Raw genomic sequence first — 14870 nt, 5'->3', positions numbered from 1 at the left:
TCCCTCCACTATCTGGAATTCTTTCCTGCATTAGCAAAAGTTTCTCATATGAAAAGGACAATCTTTTGCTTTTTCTCACAATGCGAGTACAATGTAAAATAGCAAGAAAAGACGAAAAGTATTTACAGGATTATTGTGTGCGCATAGCGTAAATGGCAGTAAGGAACTGAGAGGAGGTTTTTTCTCTGAATACAAATAAAGAAACAATCATCCACCTTTATCATACAAACGATATACATAGTCATTTTGAAAATTGGCCGCAAATTTCTCGGTTTGTTCTAGGGGAGAAAAAGCGAAGACAGGAAGCGGGAGAGACTGTTTTGACGGTTGATATCGGTGATCATGTGGATCGTTTTCATAGTATTTCGGAAGCGACAAATGGCCTTGGGAATACGAAGCTTTTAAATGAGGCGTTATATGATTATGTAACGATCGGAAATAATGAAGGCATTACGTTAGCGAAGGAGCATTTGAATCGTCTATATGATGATGCTGGATTTGAGGTGCTTGTCGCAAATTTATTTGAAAAAGAAGGGGTACGTCCAGCGTGGGCGAAACCTTATAAATTACATACGACGACAGATGGGATTATCATTGCTTTTATCGGATTAACGGTAGCTTATCCAGAGTTTTATCATATGCTTGATTGGCATATTGAAGATCCGCTTATCCATTTAGAGTCTATTTTAGAAGAAGTGAAAGATGAGGCACATATTACCGTTGTCCTATCTCACCTTGGAAAAAGTATGGATGAGTATATGGCAGAGCATTATGATATAGATGTTATTTTAGGTGCACATACGCATCATTTATTTGAGCGTGGTGTTCTACTGAACAATACTTTACTTTGCTGTTGTGAAAAGTGGGGACGTTACGTTGGCCACGTTCAGCTTACTGTGGATAAAGAGACGAAGAAGCTGTTGAAAAAAGACGGTAGAGCGATTAAGACGGAACGGTTAGGTGCTTATAGCGAGCCGTTATCCACAATTGAAATACTGCAGGAAGAAAGTAATCATATAATGGCAGAGCCTGTCGTTCATTTAAAAGAGTCATTACCGGTTGATTGGTTTCAGGAGACGCCGTTTTCTCATATGTTAGCAAGTGCGCTGAAAACATGGTGCGATGCAGAGATTGGCATGGTGAACGCCGGTGTACTTCTTGAAGGGCTAGAAGAGGGTGTTGTAACGCGCGGAGATATTCACAGAATTTGTCCACATCCAATTAATCCGTGTGCTTTGAAAGTTCCAGGAAAGATATTAAGAGAAGTTATTTTGAAAGCACGTAAACCGAACATGGAGAATCTTGAGGTGAAAGGATTCGGATTTCGGGGGAAAGTGATGGGGAAAATGATTTACGCTGGTGTAGAAGTCATTCCAGATACGATTCCTGGCAATAAAATTTTATTAGAAGATGTATTGATTAACGGCGAATCGCTGGAGTTAGACCGTATATATACGGTAGGAACAATCGATATGTTTACGTTTGGATACTTATACCCAGAGCTATCCACACTTTCTGGCAAACAATATTATATGCCAGAACTACTTAGAGATGTGTTAACGGATATGTTAATAACTCATACAACTTCCGTTAAACTATAGGCTAGTTAACTTGTAACACTCATTTTTCTCTTGTCATACAGATAAGAAAGAGAGGAGTGTGAACTATGGTTAATGTGGAGCCAATTATAATTGATAATTATACGTTTATTGCGGTTAGCGTGAAACTTCCAAAGACGAATTTGCTAGCTGTAATGAGCGATAAAGGATATATTATGTGTGGTGCATTAGATGTAGGTCTTTTAAATGAGAAATTAGGTGATCGAGGAATTATTGCTGGCCGTGCGGTTGGTGTAAGAACGATTGAACAACTTCTTGAAGCGCCACTAGAATCGGTAACGACTGGAGCTGAAGCGTTAGGCATTCCAGTAGGAACGATTGGAAAAGAAGCATTATTAAAAATGAGATAAGCATATATCGTCCCTCCTTCTTGCATAGAAATGATATAAGAAGGAGGTTTTTTTATGAGTATATTTCGCTCGAAAAACTCGCGGTTTCGAAGGGGACCTATTGCCTTTCGGTATATACTGCTTATGTCGTTTATTCTTTTTGTTATATTACTTACGCAAGGGTTGTGGATTGTGAATAATAGTATTCAGCCGACCTTAATTAAATATGGGGAAGTAGAGACACATAAAATGGCGACAGCAATTATGACGAAGGCGGTAAAGGATAGAATTAATGAAGGGTTCGATGTCGATTCATTAATGAAAGTACAGAATGATAAAAACGGAAAAGTATCCACAATTAATTTAAATACGAAGCAAGTAAATGAAATCGTAACGTCAACGACCACGTACATAGAAAAATATTTGCAACAAGTAGAACAAGGAAAGTTGAAGGAGCTAGGTATTTCTGAAAAAAACGGGGCGACTATGGCAGTTCCTTTTGGACGTGTAACTGATAATGCACTTCTTGGTAATATAGGACCAGATATTCCGATTCAGTTCACGCCAATTGGGCATGTGAATACAGATATTAAACAAAAAATTGAGCCGCATGGAATTAATACTACAGCGATTCAAATTGTTATGGAAATGGAAGTAACATTGCAAGTAATTATTCCATTTCATACGAAAGAGATAACTGTGAAACAAAATGTTCCGATTGCGACGCGTATCGTTCAAGGGGAAGTGCCTACGTATTATGGAAGCGGAAGTGTTGCTGTACCTGATAAAAAGAAAACAGATAGTTAGTTGCATATAAAGTGAAACTCGGCTGAGCCGGGCTGTTACTGGATAAAAAATAACCGTAGCAATGCAGCTACGGTTATCTTTTTGTATTTGCTCGTTCTTTGCGTTCCCAAAGGCTTAAATGCATGTATGGATCGAAGGCCCATTCTGTATAGCCATTGTCTTTATATATGCCAAAATGTAAGTGGGGTGGGAATTTTCCGGCTGTACCAGGAGGTCCATAACCAGTGCTACCAACAAATCCAATTACTTTTCCTGGCTCAACAATTTGTCCAAGCTGTATTTCTTTTGAGAACCCGCCTAAATGAGCGTAATAATGGTAATTGTTATGAAGGTCACGAATACCAATGCGCCATCCACCAAGGCGGTTCCAGCCTTTTGTTTCAATAATGCCATAGCAAGTCGATCTTACTGGCACGCCATATCCGGCGAAAATATCGGTTCCTTCATGAATTCGTCTTCCGCCAAAACTTCTTCCAGCGCCGAAAGTACTACGGTAGCTATGGTCACTACGAATCGGAAGAGGAAAAGCATTTCCTTCTAAATTAATACGTCCATAATGTTTATAAATTTGGGCGTACTCGCTAATTAAATCAACTGTTTTTGCACGTCTATAATATTCCCAAAGCATAATTTTAATACGGTCTTCTGACGTTCCTTGTTTCCTTAAAATAGTCGCTGCGGTATGCAGAAGATCACGGTCGCTATTTGCATTTGCAAATCCATCTTTGTCACCATCTAAACCTATTCCGCCAAATAGAGAAATTGTATGGGGGAGAGTATCGTTACTATTAACAGGTCCAGCCCATATTTCTGGTTTGAAATAAAGGGAAATGATGGCATCTGGTTTTTTTGGAATATCTTTTCTTACGCTCCGTATATTTCTTTCATATTGATCCATTGCAGCTAAGTAATACCATGGAATGCCTGAAGACTGCTCGGTTTCTTTATATAGTGCCATGCGCTTTTCGTATATGCTTTGCTGATTATCTTCACCGTAAGCGATGTTTTGGTGGAGAAGAAAACAAATAGAAAGCAAAAGAGAAATTTTTCGAAGCATGAAATAGACTCCTTTCACAACATCACTCTTTTTAGTGTGGGATATACGGAGTATTTCATTATAGGGAACGATTGGAAAAAATCTTAGAATCTTCATTTGAGCAAATCGCTTTCATACGTTAGAATAGATATGTTACATTGAAAGAAGCGAACACGGTAAACTATTTCATATTGTGCGGAGTTGATAACCATGACAAAACAAACAGAATATAAGCGCAAGCCCGAATGGTTGAAAATTAAGTTAAACACGAATGAAAACTATACAGGCTTAAAGAAAATGATGCGTTCTAAGAATCTTCATACCGTTTGTGAAGAGGCAAAATGTCCGAATATTCATGAATGCTGGGCTGTAAGAAAAACAGCAACATTTATGATTTTAGGTGCGGTTTGTACACGTGCTTGTCGTTTTTGTGCGGTTAAAACAGGCTTACCAACTGAGCTTGATTTACAAGAACCAGAACGCGTAGCAGATTCAGTAGTACAAATGGGCTTAAAGCACGTTGTTATAACAGCGGTTGCACGTGATGATTTAAAGGACGGCGGAGCAGCTGTTTTTGCTGAAACAGTACGAGCAGTACGTCGTAAAAACCCATTCACGTCTATCGAAGTATTACCATCTGATATGGCTGGGGTAGAAGAAAACTTAAAAATGTTAATGGATGCAAAACCAGATATTTTAAACCATAACATTGAAACAGTACGTCGATTATCTAACCGAGTTCGCGCTAGAGCAAAGTATGACCGTTCATTAGAGTTTTTACGTCGAGCAAAAGAAATGCAGCCTGATATTCCAACTAAATCGAGCATTATGGTCGGCTTAGGTGAAACAAGAGAAGATTTAATTGAAGCAATGGATGACTTACGTGCAAACAATGTGGATATTTTAACTCTTGGACAATATCTACAACCATCTAAGAAGCATTTACCAGTTATTAAATATTATCCACCAGCAGAATTTGCAGAGCTTAAAGAAATTGCACTTAGCAAAGGATTTAGCCACTGTGAAGCTGGCCCACTTGTGCGTTCTTCTTACCATGCGGACGAGCAAGTACGTTCTGCAAAAGAAAAAACAGCAGAAGCTAAATAATGAAAAAAGAGAGCTAACGATCAGCTCTCTTTTTGTTTGTACTCTAAAACGGTATTTGTACATGTTAATAAAATCTTTTTTAATTCTTCTGTGGATAATTCAATTGTAAATTCAGGTACACCAGGTGTAATTAAAATTTTATCGTACGTATAAACGGAACTGTCCACAATAATTGTTACTTCTTGTGAATAACCAAAAGGAGCTACACATCCTGGAGTACAGCCAGTTTCCATTCTTAGTTCATCAGGAGAACAGAGCGATAAGCGTTCTCCCGTTATTTCTTTCATCTCTCCGCGATTAAGCCGATTTCCTTCTAACGTAAAAAACACATAAAAATTTCCAGATGTTGATTTTAAAAATAAGCTTTTACTTGGAGTACCTTGTAAGCCAAGTCTTTCACGTACAATCCGATCTGTCTCATAATCGAGTACCGGTTCGTGTTCGAACTTTTCATAAGAAACATTTGTTTTATGTAGTAGAGCAAGTACGTCTTCGTACATATGAAATAATACCCCTTTCTATTGTTAGAACAGTCTCTTCTCGTGGCGTCAACTGAATGTTTTGGAAAGGGATATTACTTGGACGATGCTTCCCATAAGCGTGTTATGATACATTGTTCGTCGATTGTAATTTCGTAAATATCAGGATTCGTTAAATTTCTCCATTCATTAAAACCAATCGTATGATCAAAATGCTTTAAAATGAGTGTAAGTAAATTGCCATGTGTAACAAGTAGTGTTGTCGTATGGTTTAATTGTAAAACGTCTTGAATAAGCGATATGGCACGGTCTGTTGCTTGTTTTGTGGACTCTCCGCCTAAGAAGGCAATATCTATGTTCGTAAAAGTGGATTCTAGTTTTTGCATCCAATCATCCATTGGAACGTTGCTCAATATGCGTTCAGTTAATCGTTCATCTTCTTGGATAGATAAGTTAGCTTGGAGCGCATAGGGCCGAATGGAATCGATAGCTCGGACAAATGGGCTTGAAATAATATGATCGATTTGTAGAGTATTTTCTAAGAGGAATGTAGCAAGGGTATTTGCTTGGTCTTTTCCATCGGTCGTTAATTCAGCATCACATTCTTGCCCAGTTGCTGAACAATGTCGTATTAAAATAATTTTCTTCATAATTCATCCCCATCTTTCAAGTTGACGCTATATACTTCGACAAATGTGGAAATAATTCCTTTTTATTGGAAACAGCATATGGATTTAAATATGTGGAAAAGTAATGTGGATAATAAAAAATTGAGGTGCAATGATGAAAAAAATGATATGTATCGTATTCATTATTTGTTTTCTTGCGCAATTGTCCACAACATATGCAGAATCCAACCGAAAACTAAATTATCCAAGCAATCAAAATAAGTCATTTGTGAGTGAGGATGCTTTTTATAAACAGTTAGATAAGAAGATCTATAAAGAATACAAAAATGCAGCATATAGTGTTCGGAAAAAAATCTTATTTAAAGAAGTGCCTGATGAAGAATTTTCTTTCCTACAAAAAACAGCTGTCGGTTGTCGAAGTAGAGTGGTGCTTCAAGATTTTTTTGTTCACCCTGATCGCCAAGTTTATTTTTTCGCTTCTTTTACTCAAAATGAAGTAGAAGCGTTTCATAAGTACATCGTTATAGATGCAGAAACAAAGAGGGAGCTGCAAGAGGGCAAAAGTTATCATCCATATAAAAAATAAACCACCAATTTTGGTGGTTTATTTTTTACTCCGGTACACTCATTAATTTCTCTTTCATTTTGCGAATAAGAACGACAGCGCCAATTGTACACAGAAGTGTAATTCCTTCGGCAACGAAGATGTTGATTGTTTTTGTTTGGTAAAGTGCCGCGAAAAAGTCTACAAATGCGTGGAATAGTATAGCGTATACTAGGAAGATGTATTTCTTCTGTTTTACTGCGTATAAAACAAGCATTGTAAAGGCGATTTGAAGCACGAGTGCCATAATTCTTTCTAAGCTACCAAGGAAGTATAAGTAGGCAGGTTGCTGAATTAGCATGTCCTGTAAAATGCTGAGCTCGGGTTTTTGTTCAATCAGTCGAGCGAAGCTACCATCGTTAATAGAATTAGCAAAAATTAATGCTTGTAATGCAGAAAAACCGCCAATTAAAATAGATTCAATTCCGCCGTGACCAATTCCATAAGCGAAGCCATCTTTATATTCTAGATATTTTTTTAGTAAGAAGAAGAAGGCAACGAAGCGTCCTAATTCTTCAAAAATACCAGCAGTCAATCCGCCATAAATTGCGAAGACAAACGGATTTTCTAAAAATGGAGCGATTGTTGGATTACCGCGCATAAATAGGTGGAATGGTGTTTCAAGAATTTGGGTGAATCCGATAAAGATAAGAACACCAACGCCGACCACTTTCCAATTAATATTATATTTTTTACGGAAATAAACGAGTACGATAATTGGGACCAGAATCGAGACAATGAGTTGAAAAATGATGCTGGCAATTACAGTATTTGAAACCATACTTTCACCGCTTTCTAATATATGTACATATCTATTATGCATGAAATAGGGGAGAGATGAAACTTTTAGAAAGAAAATGAATTTACTTATTGACTCTAACGTTGCGTCATACTTTATCGTATGTACTAAGGGGGAGATACAAATGACAATGAGAGTAAAAGAAGTAGCTGATTTAGTTGGAATTAGTGTGCGCACACTGCATCATTACGATGAAATTGGGTTGTTAACCCCAGATGAGACGACAGAGTCTGGATATCGTCTGTATTCCAATGAAAATTTAGAGACATTGCAGCAAATTTTGTTTTTTAAAGAGCTTGGCTTCCCTTTGAAGAAAATTAAAGAGATTATCATGAGTCCATCATTTGATCGCGAAGAGGCACTACAGCTTCATAAGAAGATGCTTCTTGAAAAGCGTGCCAGATTAGATAAGGTGATTGCGACGATTGATAAAACAATTCAGCATACAAAAGGAGAGATTGAAATGACGAATAAAGAGAAATTTGAAGGATTCGATTTCAGCCATAACCCATATGAAGAAGAAGCACGTGAAAAATGGGGAGATGCAGCTGTAGATAAAGCGAATGAATATGCAAAAGGTATGTCAAAAGAGAACCAAGAGGAGTTTAATGCTATTTATAGAAATTTAGCAACGCTTAGACACGATGCACCAGATTCTAAAGAGGCGCAGGCAGCTATTAAAGTATGGTACGATTACTTGCAAAACTTCGGTGAATATTCGTTAGATGCTTTTAAAGGACTCGGTCAAATGTACGTCGCTGATGAGCGCTTCACGAAAAATATCGATAAGTTTGGTGAGGGGTTAGCGCAGTTTATGTGTGATGCGATGGAGGTTTATGCGGATCGTAATAAAAAATAAAAAGTAAAACAGGTGGAGATTTTCTCCACCTGTTTTACTTTTTAATCATATCATTCAAAGTCTGATCTCCCGTATTGTTCAAATGAGGATTTTTACTCATTTCTCGTTTTAACATATCGAGGCTTTGTGTATATTCTGTATCATTTAATGCGCCAGATTGAAGCCCTTGAATTTGAGAAATCAACTTTTGGTCTGTTGATACATATGCTTTATAATAGCGAGGGACGATGGACAAAGCAGTTTTATATACTTGATCTGCTACAAGTTTCGGATCCGTTGTGTTTGCACGGTATACAACGAACACTTCATCATCAGTAACGAGTGTAGCAGCGTTTGTAACGTCAGGAAGTTTGACTGTCATGCTTGTAATCATTTCAGCGACCTTCTCGCGATTAATGGCCCCTACTTGTTTGTTAGATACTTCATGTTTTTGTTTAGATGAATAACCGACTCTTGTGAGCCTTGTATTTGTATTTTCTGTATGATACATGTCGTTTTTATTGGAAACAAGAACACGGCTTCCTTCTTCGCGCTCCATTTCGGCTTTATTATTTGTTTGGCAGCCTGCAAATAAGGAAAGAGTGAGAAGGGAAAGTAAAATTTGTTTTTTCACGATGTATCACCTCCTTCTCCATAGCATGTACTAATTTGCAATTTTTTGTATTTGAAATTGTTGGTTGTTATGCTTTGTGATACGATAAAAAGAAGAATGCTTAGAGAGGAAGTTAATGATGGAGCAAAAGCAAGAGCAAGAGATTCATGCTACGGTGAGCATTAATAATGTTCAGTACGAAGTAATTAAAAACTTTCGTGACGGTTTTAGTGAAGAAGCATTTAAAGAGCGCTATGCAGAAATTTTAAATAAATATGATTATATCGTTGGAGACTGGGGATATGAGCAACTTAGACTGCGAGGATTCTTTGATGATAGTAACCAACGTGCGACATATGATACGAAAATTAGTACGTTAACGGAGTATTTATACGAGTACTGTAACTTCGGTTGTGCACACTTCGTATTACGAAAAGTGAAGAAATAAAAAAATCCTCTTACAATTGTAAGAGGATTTTTTACATATTCTCGCTTATAAACAAATCGAGATATGATCGCCTTCAGAAAGTATTGCATTTGGTTTCATTTGTTGTCCATTTAATTGAATATCCCCATTTTTAATTTTATCCACAATGCGTGTACGGCTCCAGTCGGAAATATATGTGGATAAGGCTTTATCAATGCGGTGGGAACCGAAAACGATATCTAATACAATCGTGATTTCAGCTACGCCACTTTCTTTATGTTGCGTAATAGAAATCGTAGTACTTGTTTCTGTTTGATCTTGCTGAGTCATATCGATCGTTTCAACGTGATCAGTAAATGATTTATAAATACGCAGTTTTTGATTCCACGTATGATCTTTCGAACATTTATAAATGGCAAAGCGGTATATGTTTTTTCCATTGGCGTTATGCCTACGAATATTCGTATCAGTAAATAGGGTAGTACGTCCGCAATTTTTACAATATTTTTCGATTGTGTGTTGCTGATTTTCATATAAACTCCAAGAAAGTTGTACTTTCTGCATTTTCCTTCACCTCTTATAGTAGTGGCAAAGAAACGTAATACAGCTATTTGGATGTCTTGTAGTATGAAGACATGAGAAAAAGACAAAAATAAAAGGAGGTTCCCCAAAGAGGAACCTCCGTAAACATCATACTACAGATGCAATACGTTCCTTTGTAATGGGAATGGGCAGACTACTCCCTTGAAAAAGCGTGGTGCTTTTTTGAGAGTAATGCTATCCAATTGCTGGTCCATTACAAAGTAAATGTTGGCATACGTAGATAACGTCCTTTCTATCCAAATAGATTTATTCTTCATTATAACATATAATACTGAAAATTCGGAATAATAAAGGCGAAAAAACACCAGCTAAAATAGCTGGTGCATACGATAAATTATATAAGTTCAAATAAAAATGAGCGTAATTCTTCTGCAATTTCTTCAGTCATAGAAAATGCGTGCTCTAAGTAGCCTGGTTCGTTTAAATCGTCAGCACCGATAATTGCAAATTTATTACTTTGCATATCAAGTACAATTGTTTTACCGTAATGACGATCGGAGTATAAAAGCGCTAAATCGTGACGCTCATTTTCTCCCATAAAGCTAACGAAACGAGTTTTTGTAGCGACAGTGTCGTCGTACAGAAAGAAACGTTCTTCCATACACATGGCTCCTTTATTAAATATCTAAGTTTAAGTGTGGTTTATGATCTAAATGGTGATGTGTTTTAATGAATCGTACTGTTCTTGTTTTGTAACGCATTACGATAGAGTATGTTTCAGCTAAATCTCCGCCAAGGAATTTAACACCGTCTAATAACTCACCAGCAGATACACCAGTTGCTGAGAAGATTGCATCATCCCCAGATACTAAGTCATCTAACATAAGAAGTTGACGAGGGTCTTCTAATCCCATTTCACGACAACGAGCTTCTTCTTCTTCGTTCATTGGAACTAAGCGAGCTTGCATTTCACCTTCAAGGCACTTTAATGCTGCTGCAGAAATAACACCTTCTGGAGCTCCGCCAATACCTACGAATAAGTCGATACCCGTTCCAGGTAGTGCTGTTGCGATTGACGCACCAACATCACCGTCACCAAATAATTTTACGCGTGCACCTTTTGCACGAACACGGTCAATAATATCTTGATGACGCTCACGTTCTTGAACGATAACCGTTAGGTCACGAATCTTTTTATTGTTAGCTTCTGCTACAATTTCAATTGTTTTTTCAATTGGATCATCTAAGCTAATTTTACCAGCTGCTTTTGGACCAACCGCGATTTTTTCCATGTACATATCAGGAGCATGAAGAAGGTTCCCTTTGTCTGCGATTGCAATAACTGCCATTGCATTTGCAAGACCTTTTGCAACGATGTTTGTACCTTCTAATGGATCAACGGCGATGTCTACTTCCGGACCGTTACCTGTTCCTAGTTCTTCACCAATATACAACATCGGTGCTTCATCAAGTTCTCCCTCACCAATTACAACTGTACCTGCCATGTTTACTGAATCGAACATATCACGCATTGCTGTAGTTGCTGCATCATCTGCTTCATTTTTCTTTCCGCGGCCCATCCACTGTGCGGATGCTAAGGCTGCTGCTTCTGTTACACGGACAATTTCTAGTGCGAGTTCACGTTCCAAGATTCCATTCCTCCAATTTCAAAAATCATACAAATATAACTATAACAAATAACGGAGAAAAGGTGAATTCGAAAAATTGTCGATTTTTTCAGAAGAAAGCGTTACAATTAAAATGTAAATGCTTTAATTTCCAGGTAGGTGACATTCATGTATTTTGTAGACAGAAAGAAAATAGAACAAATGCTAGTATGTTTAGAACGAGCAACAAGTACATTTCAAGAGAAAAAGATATATGAAACCGAGTTTGAATTTTACGCATTAGAGCGCATAGCCCATCTGACTATTGATACTGTATTAGATGTAGGAAATGCGATGATTGATGGATTTATTATGCGCGATCCAGGAAGCTATGAAGATATTATTGATATTTTAATGGACGAGCGAGTGATAAGTGAAGAAGATGGACAAGGGATGAAAGAAATTATCCTTCTTCGAAAGATGCTTACGCAAGATTATATTCAAATGAATCATGACGAATTATATAAGACGATTCAAAAACATATTGCAGTGGTAGAAAAATACCCAGCAAATATTCGCAGTTATTTAGAAAAGGAATTAGGACCTGTATCTGCATTTGTACCAGAATAATTATGCTTATAAGATCCCCAGAGAATGCCTTTTGGGGATCTTATATTGTATGTGAGAAAGAAAAGGGAGAAGGGTGAAGTATGGGGGAAGCACGTACTACGAAAGACGAGATTGTACAATTGTTGAAAGTAAAGGGAGAGCACACAGTAGCTGAACTAGCTGATGTTTTAGAGATTACAGAAATGGCAATCAGAAGACATTTAAGTAATCTTGAGAAAGACGGACTCATTTATTCTAAGATGGTAAGGCAACATGTCGGAAGACCAACTTATTTGTATGGATTAAGTGAAAAGGGAGAAGATACATTCCCGAAAGAATATAAGCAATTTGCGATTGATATGTTAGAAGATTTAGCTCGAATGGGCGATGAAAAAATACTTCGTTACGTTTTAAAAGAGAGAACGAAGCGAATGGAAGAACAGTTGCAAAAGAGAGTAAGTAATCAAAAGAATTTAGCATATAAAGTGCAAGAGATAGCAGCTATGCAAGAGAAAAATGGTTATATGGTTCAAATAAAGAGAGATGGAGAGAACTCTTTCGTAATTGAAAAACAAAACTGTCCATTAAAAGAAATTGCAGAGAGATTCCCGCAAGTATGTGAAGATGAAAAAGAGATGTATAATCGTTTATTTACGAACGCAGAAGTGAAAACGCTAGCAAACATGTGCGAGGGCGATTGTAGTTGTTCTTACCAAATAAAAGAGAAAAAATGAACGTTATGGGGCGCTTTAAGGTAAAGCGTTTTTTTCTTTGGAAAAAGCGGGTAATATAAGAGTGGTATGATAGGTGAGAACGTTAGCATAGAAGGAGAGACATAATGATGTATAAAGGTTACTTAATTGACTTAGACGGTACGATGTATCGCGGAGAAGAACAAATTGAAGAAGCGAGCGACTTCGTAAAAGCTTTAGGAGAGCGCGGCATTCCTTATTTATTCGTTACGAATAACTCAACGCGTAAACCAGAACAAGTGGCAGAAAAACTTGTTCGTTTCGATATTCCAGCGAAAGCAGAGCAAGTATTCACAACGAGTATGGCGACTGCGAACTTCATTTATGAACGTAAACAAGATGCAACTGTATATATGATTGGTGAAGAAGGCTTACACGATGCACTTGTGGAAAAAGGATTTGAACTTGTGGATGAAAATCCTGATTTCGTTGTTGTTGGTTTAGATCGTGACATCACATATGAAAAGTTAGCAAAAGCGTGTCTTGCTGTGCGTAACGGCGCAACGTTTATTTCCACAAATGGGGACATTGCCATCCCAACTGAGCGCGGGTTATTACCAGGTAACGGTTCATTAACATCGGTTGTAGCAGTATCGACAGGTGTGGATCCAATCTTTATCGGAAAACCAGAATCAATCATTATGGAACAAGCTTTAAAAGTTCTTGGTATAGGAAAAGATGAAGCATTAATGGTTGGGGATAACTATGATACAGACATTTTAGCAGGAGTAAATGCTGGTATGCATACGCTTCTTGTCCACACTGGAGTCACAACTGTGGAGAAGTTAACAGAATACGAAGTTCAACCGACGCAAGTTGTGCATAACTTGACGGAGTGGATTGAGAAGATGTAATGAAAAAAGCTGTTCCAAACTTTGGAACAGCTTTTTTTATTTCGTTGTGACTAGTGTCGATTTTTGTCGGTAAGTCGATATATTTGAAAAATCGCCGATATAATCTGAGTTACGCCGATATATTTAGAAAATCGCTGATATAATCTGAGTTGCGCTGATATATTAAAAAAATCGCTGATATAATTTTATTAGAATGCACGATTCACAACGTCTTTTACTTCTTCAAGATATTGTTTACGCACATCATTATCCACAGAAGGGACACTTGTATAGAATGTATGCTCAAGTGTTTCAATACCTGTGAATTCAAAAATACCAACATCCGCTGTTTTCTTCATTGCGTCAAACATGCCGCCTGCTGTGTATGCTTCTTTCGTATTTCCCATTGTAGATAATAACAATCCTTTTTTACCGCGTAATAACTTTTCAATACCGTTTTCACCGTAAGCATAAGCGAATCCGTGGCTAAATACACGGTCAACGTATCCTTTTAAAATAGCAGGAAGTCCCGCCCACCACACTGGATAAATAAATGTAATGCTATCCGCCCAAGAGATATGCTCTTGCTCTTCTTTAATATCTTCTGGTGTATTTCCTTGAGAAAATGAGATGAAATCGGAAGCGCCTAATACTGGATTGAAGTTTAATTCGTATAGATCGCGAACGCGTAATTCATGACCTTTTTCTTCTAATTCACGTTTTACCGTTTCTAAAATCGCATGGTTGAAGCTTTCTGTATTTGGGTGTGCATAAACGATTACATGTTTCATTGTTCTTCCTCCTATTTGTGGATATGTGAATAGCTATTTATATATCTGTAACTATTATGGTTACTACTTTTATAGAAGTCAAGTAATACATATGTATGTATAAAAAGACGCTCGAAAATCGCCTTTTTATACCCCGCTCATACAAAGTACAAAGAAGACGAATAAAATGATAACAATACCAATGCCAAAGTTAAATACGAGAGTACTATCCATATATGTAGCCTCCTTGTTTGAAAGTAAAAAGCACTCTAGTTAAGAGTGCTTTTTTATTTTGAATCTACTTTATAACTTTTAGAAAGTGATTCATGCGTGTAATGATTTACATTATTTTATGTATTTATACTTTGAAATGAGTAAGTCCTTGTTGGATATAGAAAAAAAGACACTCGTTCGAGTGTCTTTTAAGATGACAAAATGTGCCAATTGCTTGAGGTTGATAAGACGCTAA

The 14870-nt window shown here is 37.2% G+C and carries 19 protein-coding genes; 10 read left to right on the top strand and 9 right to left on the bottom strand.

What is annotated here, in order from left to right; all coding sequences use genetic code 11:
* Positions 1–185: 185 nt before the first annotated feature.
* From AC3EMB_RS24620 to yunB, 3 genes are all read left to right on the top strand, one after another.
* A complete protein-coding gene (locus AC3EMB_RS24620) occupies positions 186–1601 on the top strand; it encodes a bifunctional metallophosphatase/5'-nucleotidase (protein WP_206705040.1) in 1416 nt (471 codons plus the stop codon).
* A gap of 65 nt (positions 1602–1666) precedes the next feature.
* Positions 1667–1969, top strand: coding sequence for a YunC family protein (locus AC3EMB_RS24615; protein WP_000248467.1), 303 nt, complete (start codon positions 1667–1669; stop codon positions 1967–1969).
* 54 nt (positions 1970–2023) lie between these two features.
* Positions 2024–2755: a sporulation protein YunB gene (gene yunB / locus AC3EMB_RS24610; protein WP_089171937.1), complete on the top strand. Its 732-nt coding sequence runs from the start codon at positions 2024–2026 to the stop codon at positions 2753–2755.
* 73 nt (positions 2756–2828) lie between these two features.
* Here yunB and AC3EMB_RS24605 read toward each other — a convergent pair whose 3' ends face one another.
* Positions 2829–3812, bottom strand: coding sequence for a M23 family metallopeptidase (locus tag AC3EMB_RS24605; protein ID WP_000944681.1), 984 nt, complete (start codon positions 3810–3812; stop codon positions 2829–2831).
* 189 nt (positions 3813–4001) lie between these two features.
* Here AC3EMB_RS24605 and lipA point away from each other — a divergent pair, with 189 nt between their 5' ends.
* On the top strand, positions 4002–4898 hold the full coding sequence (gene lipA, locus AC3EMB_RS24600; protein ID WP_000166367.1) for a lipoyl synthase: 897 nt from the start codon (positions 4002–4004) through the stop codon (positions 4896–4898).
* A 20-nt stretch (positions 4899–4918) separates the two neighbouring features.
* On the opposite strand, the gene AC3EMB_RS24595 is transcribed toward lipA, so the two are convergent.
* Both AC3EMB_RS24595 and AC3EMB_RS24590 read right to left on the bottom strand, forming a co-directional pair.
* Positions 4919–5398, bottom strand: a complete 480-nt coding sequence (locus AC3EMB_RS24595; protein WP_000272751.1) for a YbaK/EbsC family protein — start codon at positions 5396–5398, stop codon at positions 4919–4921.
* Between the two features lie 74 nt (positions 5399–5472).
* Positions 5473–6027 carry a histidine phosphatase family protein gene (locus AC3EMB_RS24590; RefSeq protein ID WP_088022016.1) on the bottom strand — a complete coding sequence of 185 codons (555 nt, stop codon included), beginning with the start codon at positions 6025–6027 and terminating at the stop codon, positions 5473–5475.
* Between the two features lie 133 nt (positions 6028–6160).
* On the opposite strand from AC3EMB_RS24590, the gene AC3EMB_RS24585 reads away from it, so the two are divergent.
* Positions 6161–6592, top strand: coding sequence for a hypothetical protein (locus AC3EMB_RS24585; RefSeq protein WP_078401284.1), 432 nt, complete (start codon positions 6161–6163; stop codon positions 6590–6592).
* A gap of 25 nt (positions 6593–6617) precedes the next feature.
* On the opposite strand, the gene AC3EMB_RS24580 is transcribed toward AC3EMB_RS24585, so the two are convergent.
* A complete protein-coding gene (locus AC3EMB_RS24580) occupies positions 6618–7433 on the bottom strand; it encodes a YhfC family intramembrane metalloprotease (RefSeq protein WP_016079840.1) in 816 nt (271 codons plus the stop codon).
* Between the two features lie 100 nt (positions 7434–7533).
* Here AC3EMB_RS24580 and AC3EMB_RS24575 point away from each other — a divergent pair, with 100 nt between their 5' ends.
* Positions 7534–8268, top strand: coding sequence for a MerR family transcriptional regulator (locus AC3EMB_RS24575; protein ID WP_000178775.1), 735 nt, complete (start codon positions 7534–7536; stop codon positions 8266–8268).
* 34 nt (positions 8269–8302) lie between these two features.
* Here AC3EMB_RS24575 and AC3EMB_RS24570 read toward each other — a convergent pair whose 3' ends face one another.
* The gene (locus AC3EMB_RS24570) at positions 8303–8881 is read right to left on the bottom strand and encodes a YhcN/YlaJ family sporulation lipoprotein (RefSeq protein WP_016079842.1); all 579 of its coding nucleotides are present in this window, start codon (positions 8879–8881) and stop codon (positions 8303–8305) included.
* A 115-nt stretch (positions 8882–8996) separates the two neighbouring features.
* Here AC3EMB_RS24570 and AC3EMB_RS24565 point away from each other — a divergent pair, with 115 nt between their 5' ends.
* Complete coding sequence (locus AC3EMB_RS24565) at positions 8997–9308, top strand: YutD family protein (protein WP_000970508.1); 312 nt, start codon at positions 8997–8999, stop codon at positions 9306–9308.
* Between the two features lie 45 nt (positions 9309–9353).
* Here the strand turns inward: AC3EMB_RS24565 and AC3EMB_RS24560 are convergent, their stop codons facing one another.
* From AC3EMB_RS24560 to glpX, 3 genes are all read right to left on the bottom strand, one after another.
* Positions 9354–9851 carry a hypothetical protein gene (locus AC3EMB_RS24560; protein WP_001174588.1) on the bottom strand — a complete coding sequence of 166 codons (498 nt, stop codon included), beginning with the start codon at positions 9849–9851 and terminating at the stop codon, positions 9354–9356.
* A gap of 373 nt (positions 9852–10224) precedes the next feature.
* Positions 10225–10491: a DUF3055 domain-containing protein gene (locus tag AC3EMB_RS24555; protein ID WP_000392611.1), complete on the bottom strand. Its 267-nt coding sequence runs from the start codon at positions 10489–10491 to the stop codon at positions 10225–10227.
* Positions 10492–10507: 16 nt separating this feature from the next.
* Entirely contained in the window at positions 10508–11479 is a 972-nt protein-coding gene (glpX, locus tag AC3EMB_RS24550; RefSeq protein WP_000439090.1) for a class II fructose-bisphosphatase, read from the bottom strand.
* Between the two features lie 147 nt (positions 11480–11626).
* Between glpX and AC3EMB_RS24545 the strand changes: the two genes are divergently transcribed.
* The 3 genes from AC3EMB_RS24545 (at position 11627) to AC3EMB_RS24535 (ending at position 13652) form a co-directional block, all read left to right on the top strand.
* Positions 11627–12067: a DUF86 domain-containing protein gene (locus AC3EMB_RS24545; RefSeq protein ID WP_423116929.1), complete on the top strand. Its 441-nt coding sequence runs from the start codon at positions 11627–11629 to the stop codon at positions 12065–12067.
* An 80-nt stretch (positions 12068–12147) separates the two neighbouring features.
* Positions 12148–12780 carry a helix-turn-helix transcriptional regulator gene (locus AC3EMB_RS24540; protein WP_000503349.1) on the top strand — a complete coding sequence of 211 codons (633 nt, stop codon included), beginning with the start codon at positions 12148–12150 and terminating at the stop codon, positions 12778–12780.
* Positions 12781–12887: 107 nt separating this feature from the next.
* Positions 12888–13652, top strand: coding sequence for a TIGR01457 family HAD-type hydrolase (locus AC3EMB_RS24535; protein WP_000276470.1), 765 nt, complete (start codon positions 12888–12890; stop codon positions 13650–13652).
* A 188-nt stretch (positions 13653–13840) separates the two neighbouring features.
* Here AC3EMB_RS24535 and AC3EMB_RS24530 read toward each other — a convergent pair whose 3' ends face one another.
* On the bottom strand, positions 13841–14422 hold the full coding sequence (locus AC3EMB_RS24530) for an NAD(P)H-dependent oxidoreductase (protein WP_340720279.1): 582 nt from the start codon (positions 14420–14422) through the stop codon (positions 13841–13843).
* Positions 14423–14870 lie beyond the last annotated feature (448 nt).

The sequence above is a fragment of the Bacillus sp. LQ16 genome, from assembly GCF_057784645.1.
The sequence above is the reverse complement of the archived record's forward strand: the minus strand, read 5'-3'. Positions and strand labels throughout refer to the sequence as shown.

Coding starts and splice junctions, on each gene's coding strand:
- AC3EMB_RS24585 (WP_078401284.1), top strand. CDS start 6,161: ATGAAAAAAATGATATGTATCGTATTCATTATTTGTTTTCTTGCGCAA.
- AC3EMB_RS24555 (WP_000392611.1), bottom strand. CDS start 10,491: ATGGAAGAACGTTTCTTTCTGTACGACGACACTGTCGCTACAAAAACT.
- AC3EMB_RS24590 (WP_088022016.1), bottom strand. CDS start 6,027: ATGAAGAAAATTATTTTAATACGACATTGTTCAGCAACTGGGCAAGAA.
- AC3EMB_RS24545 (WP_423116929.1), top strand. CDS start 11,627: ATGTATTTTGTAGACAGAAAGAAAATAGAACAAATGCTAGTATGTTTA.
- AC3EMB_RS24535 (WP_000276470.1), top strand. CDS start 12,888: ATGTATAAAGGTTACTTAATTGACTTAGACGGTACGATGTATCGCGGA.
- AC3EMB_RS24580 (WP_016079840.1), bottom strand. CDS start 7,433: ATGCATAATAGATATGTACATATATTAGAAAGCGGTGAAAGTATGGTT.
- AC3EMB_RS24560 (WP_001174588.1), bottom strand. CDS start 9,851: ATGCAGAAAGTACAACTTTCTTGGAGTTTATATGAAAATCAGCAACAC.
- AC3EMB_RS24615 (WP_000248467.1), top strand. CDS start 1,667: ATGGTTAATGTGGAGCCAATTATAATTGATAATTATACGTTTATTGCG.
- AC3EMB_RS24530 (WP_340720279.1), bottom strand. CDS start 14,422: ATGAAACATGTAATCGTTTATGCACACCCAAATACAGAAAGCTTCAAC.
- AC3EMB_RS24540 (WP_000503349.1), top strand. CDS start 12,148: ATGGGGGAAGCACGTACTACGAAAGACGAGATTGTACAATTGTTGAAA.
- AC3EMB_RS24605 (WP_000944681.1), bottom strand. CDS start 3,812: ATGCTTCGAAAAATTTCTCTTTTGCTTTCTATTTGTTTTCTTCTCCAC.
- yunB (WP_089171937.1), top strand. CDS start 2,024: ATGAGTATATTTCGCTCGAAAAACTCGCGGTTTCGAAGGGGACCTATT.
- AC3EMB_RS24575 (WP_000178775.1), top strand. CDS start 7,534: ATGACAATGAGAGTAAAAGAAGTAGCTGATTTAGTTGGAATTAGTGTG.
- AC3EMB_RS24595 (WP_000272751.1), bottom strand. CDS start 5,398: ATGTACGAAGACGTACTTGCTCTACTACATAAAACAAATGTTTCTTAT.
- lipA (WP_000166367.1), top strand. CDS start 4,002: ATGACAAAACAAACAGAATATAAGCGCAAGCCCGAATGGTTGAAAATT.
- AC3EMB_RS24565 (WP_000970508.1), top strand. CDS start 8,997: ATGATGGAGCAAAAGCAAGAGCAAGAGATTCATGCTACGGTGAGCATT.